The following is a 12,306-nucleotide window of genomic DNA, read 5'->3' as shown; positions in this document are numbered from 1 at the left end:
TGCGTGACTACCGACAACGCTGCTCTGACCATGTACTCCACCACCTGGTGTGGATACTGCAAACGCCTCAAGATGGGCCTGAAGTCTGCCGGTATCGAGTGGGTGGAGATCGACATCGAGCAAAATCCGTCGGCCGCCGACTTCGTCGGCAGCGTCAACGGTGGCAACCACATCGTTCCCACCGTCAAGTTCGCGGACGGCAGCACCGCCACCAACCCGACGGTGGCCGACGTCCGCAAGAAGCTGGGCGTCTGAAGAAGCCGGACGCGGTGGTTCAGCGCACCCCGGTTGCCGGGGTGTAGGCCCAGGCCCGGATCAGCGCGCTGGCGATCGAGATCGATCCCGGCAACCGCAACCGCGCGTTGTCGACGATCGGGTCTCCGTCCGGACTCATCCAGTCCTGCTGCGCCTCAATCGCTTCGATCACCTCTGCCCGACCGAACCACTCGGCTGCCGCGATCTCACCGTCGATGAAGTCGAGTGGTTGGTCCGGGTCTGCGGTGACCTCGAAGCCCACCATCAACGAGCGCGGGAACGGCCAGGGCTGCGATCCGATGTACTGCGGATTCCAGCAGTCGAGACCGACTTCTTCGTGGACCTCGCGGAGCACGCACTGCTCGAGTGATTCCCCGGGTTCGACGAATCCGGCGAGCGTCGAGAACCACCGGTCGGGCCATTGCTTCTGCCTGCCGAGCAAGATCTGATCGCCGCCATCGTGGACAACCGTGATGATCGCGGGATCTGTTCGAGGGAACTCCTCGCGGCCACTGATGATGTTGCGGCGGGCCCAACCGCCCTTGATCGGCTCGGTATGAGCACCGTCGACCGGCGAAAACCGGGCCGTGTCATGCCAATTGAGGACACCGAGTGCGGTCGAGAGAATCCCGGCCTCGTTCGGTCCGAGTAGCTGGGCGCCCCGCCGGGGATCGTCCTTCGGACCGTCGATGACGTCGAACCGCATCGCCCACATGTCGTGACCTTCTTCGGGATGCAGGCCGAGGAACACCGCTTCCGGCGGCGGTTCGTCGCCGACGTCGAGCGCCATGATCCAGCCGAGACCGTCCTCCCCCACCGGATAGCGCCCCGAGGGGTCGATCTGCAGCAGAAGTGCCCGCGCCCACCCGTCCTTCAGTCGCTGATGGTCCTCGCGGATCTCGTCGGCGCGGTTGTATACCGCCCGCGACAACATCGGGGGCTGTTCGAACTCAAAGCGCCGCACTGGTTTCCCTTCTCGAATCCCACTGTTCGATCCTCACCGCGCCAACCAGGGTGACCAGCGACGCGGCGGACCGTTCGGCACCGGTCGCCGGTGAGGACCACCCCCACCCTAAGCCTGGATCCGGCTTCTTGAGTGGCACCACTGGCGAACGGCGACTGCGGTGCATATTCGATGACCGGCTGAACCCGCCGCGCCGACTCCTCGTCGCCGATGCCGGCACCGCCGACTGCCAGGAAGACTCCGGTTGTGAACCGACGCGTCCCGGTGTCCATCGTCACCGGCAGCGAGGTCCCGTCAGCGAGCAGCACGGCGCCGACCACCGGAAAGATCTGGCATCGGCACGCAGTGGATCAGGAGCTCAGCCGGTTTCCCCTGCGCCAGACGGCGCGGGTGTTGAGCGTGTCGCTGATGGTGATGGTGGGATCGCCGTCGACCAGCAACAGGTCGGCTCGCAGACCTTCGGCAATACGGCCACGGTCGGTGAGGCCAAATCGCTTGGCGGTGGTCGCGGTGGCGGCGGTGAGCGCCTGGGCCGGGGTGAGGCCGGCGCGCACCAGGTACTGGAGCTCGTGATGAACGCTGGCGCCATGCGCAAGTCCGCCCAGAAACGGCAGTGGGACAGACACATCCGTGCCGGCCAGGATATCGACGCCGGCATCGTGCAGTACTTTGACCGAGGTCAGGACATCGTCGATATTGCCTTGGGGGTAGGTGTTGAAACTCGAGCGCAGCGTGGCGTCCCATGCTGCATCGAGACGCGAGCCCACCCGTGGGTCGTCGGCGAGTTCCTGTCCGGTGATACCGATCAGCGAGGCGTTCAGGACAACGCAGGGGACGACAAACGCGCCGCTGTCCTTGATCGCGCTGATGATCTCGTCGGTGTGGGGCCGGTCCATGAACAGATGCGCAAACCCGTCGATGCCGGCGTCGATGGCCATCCGGGTGGCGTCGATGGTGAGGGCGTGAGCGATGGTGAGCATGCCATGTTCGTGTGCCGCCGCGACACCGGCGTTCAGTGTTTCCTGATCGAGCATCGGGATGCCCGGGTGTCCTTCCACGGACCCGTCATCGACCATGAATTTGATGTAGTCCGAACCGTCGGCGATTAGTTCGGGGATGACCGCTCGCGCTTCCTCTGGGGTGCTGACGTTGGCCGGTACCGGCCGTGGACCGCTCGGCGCCGGCGCCCCGGGAGGCGGACCATGGTGGAAGTCCTCGGGGAACAGCTCGTCGGGGTGGCCGCCGGGAGGGGTGAGCGCAAATCCGGACGAGCGGACGTCGGCCACCGAGTCGTCGTCGGAGATCTCGGCGCGGCGAGCGGCGGTATTGGCGCCCTGCATCTCGAGTTCGGTGGTGACCCCGAATTGCAACGCCAACCCGAGCGCCTCCCTGCTGGTGTGTACGTGGGCGTCGATGAGGCCGGGGATCAGTGTCGCTCCGTCGCCGGGTACGACATCTGCTCCGGCCGGGACGTCGATGCCGATACCGATGGCCGAGATCAGGCCGTCTTCGATCAGCACTGTGCGGGCACCGAGTGTCTGTTCCCCATCGAAGATCTTCGCGTTGGTAATTGCCGTGACAGTCATGGTCTGGGTTCCTCGCGCTGGAAGTCGGGTGTTCGTCGGTTCCCCGGAAAGGCATCGACGAACATGTTCGTCAGCGACTGTAGCCGATCACGAACACGTTCGCTACGAATGCGTTCGTTCGTACCTGTCTGCTCGCAAGCGGGCCACGAACGTGTTCGTTACTGTTGTCTGTCATGAGCAACCCGCCCCGTAGTCGTAGGGAACGCCCCGCCAAGCCGCCGTTGTCCAAGGCGGCCATTGTCACCGCGACCATCGCGATCATTCGCGATGAGGGACTGGAGAAGGCGACGATGCGTCGGGTGGCGCAGGCCCTGGATACCGGACCGGCGTCGCTGTACGTCTATGTGGCCAACACGGCTGAATTGCGTTCGGTGGTGTTGGACGAACTCACCGGAACGCTTCCCGAGGATCAACCCGGTCGGTGGGATGAACGTCTGGAAGCGCTTTTGCAGGCATATGGCGAGGTGCTATTCAGCTATCCCGGCCTGGCACGTTCCGCGATGGTGTTGCGCCCGATGGGCAGCAACACCATCGCGTTGGTGGATCGGTTGTTGGGGCTGTTGCTCGAAGGTGGAATCGCTGTGGAACGGGCCGCCTGGGGAGTTGACCTGTTGATGCAACTGGTCACTGCCGCCGCTGCCGAACACACTCCACCCAGCGCTGATGACATCGATTCGCGCTCCAGCGCGGAGAAGCTGGTGGCGTTGGAATCCCGTCTGCGGGAGGCTGATCCGCGCGAGGCACCTCACGTCGCAGCGAATGTCGATGCCTTGATGTCGGGGACTCCGGCGGGCCGGATGGCCTGGGCGATCCGGGCTCTCGTCGCCGGTATCGCGGTGACTCCTACCACCGCGATGCCGTCCTGATGTCCGGCCCCCCCAGGTTGCCGACATAGCACTTTGGACGAGATGTTCTCGCCGGCGAGGACGTCGACGACCTATCGCGGGACCAGGAACTAGTCCGAGTTACCCTGCCGGACATACAGCAATCTGTCGCCCGGTTCGATCGCATCGACCTTGCTGTCGTCGACGCGATGCAGTTTTCCGCCACGCACGACACCGAGCACGATCTGCGGCAGGTGTCGCGGTGAACCACCGTATTCGTCTGGTTCCACATCGCGTTCGGCGATGGCAAATCCCTGGTCGGGTGTGAGCAGATCTTCGATCACCTCCACGACGGTCGGGGTGATCGTCGCCAGCCCCAGCAGGCGGCCCGCGGTCTCCGAACTCACCACCACCGAATCGGCGCCCGACTGCTTCATCAGGTGGGTGTTCTCCGCTTCCCTGATGGAGGCGACGATCTTCGCCTTCGGGGCCAGTTCTCGTGCGGTCAACGTCGCCAGTACCGCGGTGTCATCGCGGTTCGTGGCGACAATGATCGCCGACGCATGCTGGGCGCCGGCCAGTCGGAGGACATCCGATCGGGTGGCATCACCGCGCACGGTGACCAACCCCTTGGCCGCGGCGTTGTCGAGCACGGCCTGATCGCCATCGACAACGACGATCTCGGCGGGCTTCTGTCCGTCCGCGATCATCGCCTTCACAGCGGTCTTGCCCTTGGTTCCGTAGCCGATGACCACGGTATGGTTCCGCACCTTGTTCCTCCATCGCTGGATCTTGAGCGCCTGCCGCGACCGTTCGGTCAAGACCTCGAGGGTGGTACCGACCAACACGATCAGGAACATCACCCGCAGCGGCGTGATGACGAGCACGTTGATCAGCCTGGCCGACGGTGTGTACGGCGTGATGTCACCGTATCCCGTCGTGGACAGGGACACCGTCGCGTAGTAGAGGCAGTCCAGGAACGACAGTGGGCTGTCCTGCACGTCCCGGTAGCCGTCCCGGTCGAGATACACGATGAACACCGCGGCAAACAACGCGGTCAGAGCAAAGACGACGCGGCGACTGATCGCCCGGCCCGGGCTCGACTGCATCTCCGGGATGCGGACCACACCGACCAGGGCGTGGTCGGGCATATCTGTCAGCTCATCGTCCTTGAACCGCCGGCGTAGCCGACCCGCAGCCATCTATCCGACCCCTGTCTCGCCGCGACCTACCGGTTGCAGAGTTTGCGTACGCACAAAGTGGGACTGTAGTCCTATCGGCCGCCGGGCAGTCATAGCGACGGACACGACGGGACATCATCAGGCCGTCGCCCTGCGACATCATGAGGCATGGTGGAGGGATGACAGCAACCAAACAGAGCTTGCCGCAGTTGGCGTTTCCGGACGAGCAGAAGCTGGCCACTCGCATGGGCCTCGGACTGCTGGGTATGGGGACTCTGCATTTCGTCGCCCCGAAGCCCTTCGACCAGCTGATTCCCGCCGAGTTGCCGGGCAGCGCACGCGCTTACACGTACGGCTCCGGGGTGGTCGAGCTCGCGGTGGGTGCGGCACTGCTCGCCCCCAAGACGCGCCGGTACGGCGGCCTGGCAGCCGTGGCGCTGTTCGTCGGCGTGTATCCGGGCAACATCAACATGGTCCGCCTGTACAAGCACAAGCCGTTGCCGCAGCGCGCCGTCGCCTGGGGCAGGTTGCCCCTTCAGCTTCCGATGATCTGGGCCGGGTGGCGGGTCTGGAAGTCCGCGCCGAAACGTTGAGCAGATCAGCGCGCGGCCTTCGCTCTGCGGAGCTGTCCGACTCAGGAGGCACCCTTCTCGCGACGGATCAGTGCGGCGAGGCGGGCCCGGTCCGGTAGGTCGCGCGGCCGCAGGGTGGAGTTCGACCGCACATAGTGGAACGCCGCCCGAACTTTTTCGAGGTCGGTGCCGGTGAGCTCTGCCCACGCCACCCGGTAGGCGGCAAGCTGCACAAAGACCGAGTGCTCTTGCGCCTGCGTCGGTTTCGAACCGGTCTTCCAGTCGACCACCGTGTACCCGCCGTCGGGTTCGGAAAAGACCGCATCGATACGTCCACGAATGATGGTGTCGGCGATGACGGTCTCGAACGGCACCTCGACCTCGATCGGGTTGCGGGCCGCCCAATCCGATCGCAGGAACGCCTCTCGCAAGACCTCGAGGTCGGCATCGGAGCCGCCTTCGGCGTCGGCTGCGCCCGGTAGCTCGTCGATGTCGAGGAGCCGGGTGGCACCGTATCGGCGTTCCACCCAGGCGTGGAATGCCGTACCCCGGCGCGCCAGCGGGTTCGGCTTGAACGGCAGCGGGCGGCGAAGGCGGCGGGCGAACGCATCTTCGTCCTTGTCGAGTTCGACCAATTGGCTCACCGAAAGGTGCTGCGGCATGATCACTTCGATGTCGGAGCCCAGGCCTTCCGATCGCTCGGTCAGGAGCACCGCCAGATCGTTGGCCCACTCCCGAATCTGCGGATCGCCGTCATCGACCTCTGACCCGGATTCGGCGTCGGTCTCCTCCCCCAAGTCGAACAACGCAGGTTCACCGCGCGCACGCAACGCCGCCCGGACGAGGTCGGCGCCGCGCTCGGTTCCGGGTCGCCGCGACCCCAGCGGATCGGCAGGCCAGGACGCCCCGGCAGCCAGCATCGCCAGCGGATTCTCGGCCCCCTCTTCGGGTTCGGCGGCCCACTGCGCGATGGTCAATCCCGGTGCGCCGTCCGGCGAGGTCTCGATCAATTCCTGTGCGATCTCGTGGAGTTCGGTCAGGAACACCGACGGACCCTTGGGTTTGTCACCGGCGGCCGACCAATGGTGCCCACTGATGATCAGCGCACGTTTGGTTCTGGTCAGCGCCACGTACAGGAGCCGGCGGTCTTCTTCGAGCTTGCGTCCCCGCAGCGCTTCCTGGTGCGCTTCGATCGACTCTTCGAGCTCCTTGCGGTTCTCCAGGCCATCGAGCACCAATGGCGGAAAGCCTTCGCCTTCAGCCGAGTCCGCGAGATCGCCGCGCAATTCCGCAGGCAATTCCCGGGCACTCTTGAGCCACGTGCCCTCGGCCTTGCCGCCAGGGAAGATGTTGGTGCACAGGTGCGCGATCACCACGACATCCCACTCGAGCCCCTTGGCCGCGTGCACCGTCAGGATCTGCACCCGGTCTTCGGCGATCTCGACCTTGCCGGGCTCGAGCCCCTTCTCGATGTCGGCGGCCGATGCGAGGAACGCCAGCAGCCCGGGCAGGGTGGCCGCGGAGCGCTCCGCATAGTTCGCAACATATTCGGCGAAGGCGTCGAGATGTTCGCGCCCGGTGATGTTGCCGCGCAGTCCACGTGCCCGGATCTGCGCCTCCACATCAACCCCGGTGACGCGCTCGACCTCGGCCACCAGTTCGGGCAGCGGCCCACCCATACGCGCCCGCAGCACCGACAGTTGATGCCCGAGCAACTTGATCCGGCGGTATCCGTCCGGCGAATACCGGGCTGCCGGACCGGGATCGGCGAGTGCATCGCCCAGCCCCGCCTGATCCACCGTCTCCGAGGGCACCGCCGAATCGAGTGCGCTGTCGAGTTCTTCGAGACTGGTCATGGTGCCCGAGACGGCGTTGGCACCTGCCGCCAGATCTCGCGCCCGCGCCCACAGCGCGGCGAGATCCCTGGCTCCGATCCGCCAGCGGGGGCCGGTGAGCAACCGGACCGCAGCGGTCCCGGCCATCGGGTCCGACATCAGCCGCAACATCGCGACGACGTCCTGGACCTCGGGCACGCCGAGCAACCCACCGATGCCGACGACCTCGGCAGCGATCCCACGATCGGCGAGCTGCGCGGCCAGCGGCGCCGAATCCTGGTTGCGCCGCACCAGGATCGCCACGGTGGGCGGTTTGCCGTCGGCCTGGTTGTATTCGCGCTCGATCTGATCGACGATCCACGTGCGTTCATCGGCCACCGTGTCGGTGAGCGCCATGTCGATGGTGCCGCGAGGGGCGTCGTCACGGGGTCGCAGGATGCTCACCGGCACACCCCGGCGGCGTAGTTCGTCGGAGGCGGCGTTGGCCATGTCGAGGGCATAGCGCGCGTTGCGCCAGCTGGTGAGCAGTTCGAGTCGTGGCGCCTGGGTGCCGTCGCTGCACCGGAAGTCGGAGGTGAACCGCGGCAGGTTCGCCGCCGATGCACCACGCCAACCGTAGATGGACTGGATCGGATCACCGACGGCGGTGACCGCGATCCCGGCGCCCGCCAGGACACCGGGTGGCGTCCCGAACAGTTGTGAGAGCAACACCCGCTGCGAATGTCCGGTGTCCTGGTACTCATCGAGAAGAACCGCGCCGATGGCGGCCCGTTCGGCCTGCGCCACTTCCGGGTGCGAGGTGACAAGCTTTGCCGCCAGCGACATCTGGCTGCCGAAATCGAGCACGTTCGCGTCCATCATCGCCTGACCGAGCGCCGCCACCAGCGGTACCAGCGCACGACGCTCATCGATCGCGGCCTGGATGTCCCGCAGCTTCGCAGGCGGCGTCGGTTTCTGCCGCCCGACCGGGGGCAGTGTGTCGATCAGACGGTAGATGTCGTCGCCTGCTGCGGCGAGTTGCTCGAGGCTCACCAGGTGTTCGGCCAACTCTCCGTACAGCTTGAGAACCGATTCCGTCACGCCCCCTGGCGTTTTGGGGGTGTCGAGATCTTCGGACCAGCCGCCGACCACCGAGAACGCGAGCTGCCATAGTTCCGTTTCGCTGAGCAATCTCGCCGACGGTTCCACCGGCAGGAGCAATCCGTAGTCGGCGATCAACCGGCCCGCATAGGCGTGGTAGGTGCTGACCTGCGGATCTGCCGAGCGCAGCTTGACGCGCAGCTCGCCGTCGGGATCCCAGCGCGACATCGCCGACGAACCGGCCAGCATCGACAGTCGCCGCCGGATCCGCGCGGCCAATTCCTGTGCGGCTTTTCGGGTGAAGGTCAGACCGAGGACCGCGTCGGGTTCGACCAGACGATTGGCGACCAGCCAGACCACGCGGGAAGCCATCGTCTCGGTCTTGCCCGCACCGGCTCCCGCCACCACCAGCACCGGTTCCAACGGCGCCTCGATGACCTCGACCTGCTCATCGGTCGGCGGCGGCTGATCCAGCGCGCCGGCCAGCACCCGCGCGGAAATCCTTGTCTGAACCGCAGATTCAGCCATCGGTGACCATCCGTCCGTCGAGTTGGGCGGGGCAGCTAGATGTCAGCGGACAATGCCCACAGCCGTCGTTGATCGTCGCCTCGAACGTCGGCCCGATACTGCGGTAGGCCGCCGACCGGACCACGGCGAGCCACGTCTCGACCTGCTCTTCGGTGAGCGGATCCTGATTGCGTTGGGCCGCACCGGTCTTGCCGTTGGCGTTGTTGACGTACACCAGCGATCCGCCGCCCGGTTCGACGTTGCCGAGCTCCGGCACCCCACCCAGGGTCAGCGCCAGCTGATAGGTGGCGAGCTGGGCGTGGTCTTGTCCGGCGGCCACCGAGATCGTGGTCTTGCCGGTTTTGACGTCGACAACCACCGGCCGACCCTTGCTGTCGGATTCGAGCCGGTCGATGCGTCCGCGCAGCCGTACCTCGGGGATGTCGAGCACGTCGCCGTCGGCGTCGGTCATCTGCGCCGGTTCCACCCGGGCGTTGACATCTATCTCGACTGCGACCTCGGTCAATCCCTCGCGAGACATCTTGAGCCACTGCCGGAAGTTGGTCAGCATCTCCTCGGTGCGCTCGAGTTCACGGCGCGAGAACCAGGGTGCGCCGACATCGACCTGATCCCAGACCCGGCGAAGTGACGCCGTGACGTCCTCCGGCGGGATCTTGCCTGCAACAGCCTGCACAAGGGTGTGTACGAGCGTTCCGGCAACGGCCGGACGCGAGTCCCCGTCCCGGCCGCCGTAACGTTCCAGCATCCAGCGCAACGAGCAGGTGCCCAGCGATTCGACACTCGACGGCGACAAGGTCAACGGGCCCGACGCCTCGGACCAGAGCGGCTCGGTGGTGCTCGGCCCGGCCAGCCCGTACCACTCGTCGGGGTGCGCTCCGGGCACTCCGGCATCGGCCAGTTCGGCCAGCATGTCGGCGGCGGCCCGCGTCCGCGGATCGTCCTGACCGGTGCTGTCGGAGACCTGAGCCCGGAGTTCGGCAACCAGTGACGACAGCGACAGCACCCGGCGCAGACCGGGTTCGACGGGCAACTCCAGTTCGGGTTCACCCTCCTCCTCGGCACCGGAAACCACTGCTGCCAGTTCACCGACGAACCGGGATGGCGCAGCGTCGCCACTGCCGTCGTCCACCGCGCTGATCATCAACCGCAGACGGGCCCGGCTGCAGGCGACCAGTAGCAGTCGCCGCTCTTCGGCGAGCGCGACCGCGGTCCGCGAGATCGTGTCGATGGCGTCGGCCGACACACCGTCGAGCAGGTCGACGAGCTGACCGGTACCGAGGATGCTGCCGCGACTGCGCAGACTGGGCCACAGCCCGTCCTGCACCCCGGCGACGGCGACCACATCCCATTCGCGACCTGCCGCGGCGTGCGCCGAGAGCACCGTCACCGAATCGGACGAGGTCTGGGCCATCCTCGATTCGGTGGGGATCTGCAGTGCACTGAGATAGTCGATGAATCCGCCAAGGGTGGCCGCGGGCAGGCTGTCGGCGAAGTTGGCTGCGGCGTCGAACAGCGCCACCATCGCGTCGAGGTCTCTATCGGCCTGCGCACCGCCCGGACCGTGGTCGCGGCGCATCACCTGATTGGACCATCGCGGCCCCAATCCGCTTGCCTGCCATGCCTCCCACAGGATCTCCTCGATACTGCGACGGCTCGCCGCGGCAGTGCGTGCCGCCCGGATGACCGTCAACACCCGAACCAGAGGCTGCTTTTCGGCGTCGGTCAGCCCGCTGAGGTAGTGCTCGACGTCGATGGCGGGCTCGCTGTCATCAGGTGCCTTACCTTCCGGCGCGGGCCGGGCACTGACCAGTTCGGCGATCACGGTGGCCGAATCGCGGTCGCGGGACGACTCGGTCTCGATCCGTCGCACGCCGCGCCGCAGGCGCCGCAACGCAGCCGGATCGGCGCCGCCGATCGGACCGGACAACAACTCCAGCGCCGAATCCGGATCCAGCGGCATCTCCACCGCACGCAACGCCAGCAACATCGCGGACACCGAACGCGCCAGCGCCAGCGGTATCTCGCTGGCCGGGGTCATGACCGGGACACCGGCCGACCGCAGAGCGCGGCGCAGCGGTGCCATCGCCCGGGGGACCGACCTGACGATCACCGCCATCTGCGACCACGGCACGTCGTCGTAGAGGTGGGCGCGACGCATCATGTCGGCGATCGCGGTTGCCTCTTTCGCGGACGAGCCGTAGATGCGGACCACCGGGGCCGGGGCGCCGGGATGATCGGCCCGCTCAGGCACCGGGGACAGCTTGTGCCGACGACGGCCGGGTAGCCGTGCCGCGATGGAACCGCCGAGATTGCTGATCGGCGCGGTTGACCGAAAGTTGTTGTCCAGCAGTATGTCCCGCTCAGGATCGTCGAGTTCGTCGAGGAACCGCGCACTGGCACCACGAAAACCGTAGATCGACTGATCGCCGTCACCGGCAACCACGGCCTGCCGCGTTCCGGCACCCACGAGCTCGATCAGCGTGGCGGCCTGCGGATCGAGGTGCTGGGCGTCGTCGACCAACAGATACCGCACCCGGGCGCGCTCGCTGCGCAGCAATTCCGGATCTGTGGCAAAAGCGGTCAGCGCCGAGCCGACCAGCTCGGCCGCATCCACCGCCGGGGCCGTGGCCTGCGGAGCCTCCAGCCCGACCGCGCCGCGCAGCAGGCCGCTCTGCTCGTACTGGCGGTAGGCCTTGCCCGCCGCCTGCCATTCCGGGCGACGATGGGTGCGGCCGAGCGCGATCAGGTCTTCGGGACCGACGCCGCGTTCGGCGGCGCGCATCATCATGTCGCGCAGGGCCTGGGCAAAACCGTTGGTACCCAGGGCCGGTCGCAGTCGCTCCGGCCAGTAGTCGGCACCGTCTTCGATGTCGCCTGCCAGTAGTTCACGCAGCACGGCATCCTGTTCGGCGCCGGTGATCAGACGTGGCGGCGGATTGTCGTGGGCCGCGGCCTGCAGACGCAGGACCGCAAACGCGTAGGAATGCAGTGTCCGGACGATCGGCTCCCGCGTGGCCCGCGGCGTACGCGCCGGGCCCGCCCCCGTCGAGAGCAGACGGGAGGTGATCTGTTCACGCAGTTCGGTGGCTGCCCGACGACTCGAGGCGAGCACCAAGATCGATTCCGGGTCGGTGTCCGGATCGGACAGTCGCGCGACCGCGATGTCGACAACCAGGGAGGTCTTCCCGGTACCCGGTCCACCATGAACCCGGTAGGGGCGAAACCGCCCGGGCGCGGTGAAGTCACCGTCGATGAGTGCCTGTACGTGTGCAGGCCAGGTGCGTGGATGCGCTGCGGCGATCGGCGCGGATACCAATCGCGTGGTCAATGCGGGCACGCACAAGTCCTTTCTCTCGACTGGCTTTGATGGTGTCATGTGCATCCGACAGGCCCGGACCGGTGCACCCCCCGCCACCGAGTTCACGCCCCACAACGTCGTAGTCCACCCCGAACCTCACTTCTACGCGGGCAGAACACCGGG

The 12,306-nt window shown here is 66.6% G+C and carries 8 protein-coding genes; 3 read left to right on the top strand and 5 right to left on the bottom strand.

The window, feature by feature from the left end:
• The first annotated feature begins 30 nt into the window (after window positions 1–30).
• Complete coding sequence (locus AC1TPF_RS09850) at window positions 31–255, top strand: mycoredoxin (RefSeq protein ID WP_482137231.1); 225 nt, start codon at window positions 31–33, stop codon at window positions 253–255.
• Between the two features lie 19 nt (window positions 256–274).
• Here the strand turns inward: AC1TPF_RS09850 and nudC are convergent, their stop codons facing one another.
• On the bottom strand, window positions 275–1,219 hold the full coding sequence (gene nudC / locus AC1TPF_RS09845; protein ID WP_482135316.1) for an NAD(+) diphosphatase: 945 nt from the start codon (window positions 1,217–1,219) through the stop codon (window positions 275–277).
• 350 nt (window positions 1,220–1,569) lie between these two features.
• Complete coding sequence (locus tag AC1TPF_RS09840) at window positions 1,570–2,805, bottom strand: amidohydrolase family protein (protein ID WP_482143655.1); 1,236 nt, start codon at window positions 2,803–2,805, stop codon at window positions 1,570–1,572.
• Window positions 2,806–2,978: 173 nt separating this feature from the next.
• Here AC1TPF_RS09840 and AC1TPF_RS09835 point away from each other — a divergent pair, with 173 nt between their 5' ends.
• Window positions 2,979–3,671, top strand: coding sequence for a TetR/AcrR family transcriptional regulator (locus tag AC1TPF_RS09835; RefSeq protein WP_482135318.1), 693 nt, complete (start codon window positions 2,979–2,981; stop codon window positions 3,669–3,671).
• Between the two features lie 89 nt (window positions 3,672–3,760).
• On the opposite strand, the gene AC1TPF_RS09830 is transcribed toward AC1TPF_RS09835, so the two are convergent.
• Complete coding sequence (locus AC1TPF_RS09830) at window positions 3,761–4,831, bottom strand: potassium channel family protein (protein ID WP_482135319.1); 1,071 nt, start codon at window positions 4,829–4,831, stop codon at window positions 3,761–3,763.
• A gap of 158 nt (window positions 4,832–4,989) precedes the next feature.
• Here AC1TPF_RS09830 and AC1TPF_RS09825 point away from each other — a divergent pair, with 158 nt between their 5' ends.
• Window positions 4,990–5,403, top strand: coding sequence for a DoxX family protein (locus AC1TPF_RS09825; RefSeq protein ID WP_482135320.1), 414 nt, complete (start codon window positions 4,990–4,992; stop codon window positions 5,401–5,403).
• Between the two features lie 41 nt (window positions 5,404–5,444).
• Here AC1TPF_RS09825 and AC1TPF_RS09820 read toward each other — a convergent pair whose 3' ends face one another.
• Complete coding sequence (locus tag AC1TPF_RS09820; protein ID WP_482143654.1) at window positions 5,445–8,825, bottom strand: ATP-dependent helicase; 3,381 nt, start codon at window positions 8,823–8,825, stop codon at window positions 5,445–5,447.
• Window positions 8,818–12,207 carry an ATP-dependent helicase gene (locus AC1TPF_RS09815; protein ID WP_482144072.1) on the bottom strand — a complete coding sequence of 1,130 codons (3,390 nt, stop codon included), beginning with the start codon at window positions 12,205–12,207 and terminating at the stop codon, window positions 8,818–8,820. The genes AC1TPF_RS09820 and AC1TPF_RS09815 overlap by 8 nt, the downstream gene beginning before the upstream one ends.
• Window positions 12,208–12,306: the final 99 nt, after the last annotated feature.

This window comes from Williamsia sp. Y853, assembly GCF_056786495.1.
The sequence above is the reverse complement of the archived record's forward strand: the minus strand, read 5'-3'. Positions and strand labels throughout refer to the sequence as shown.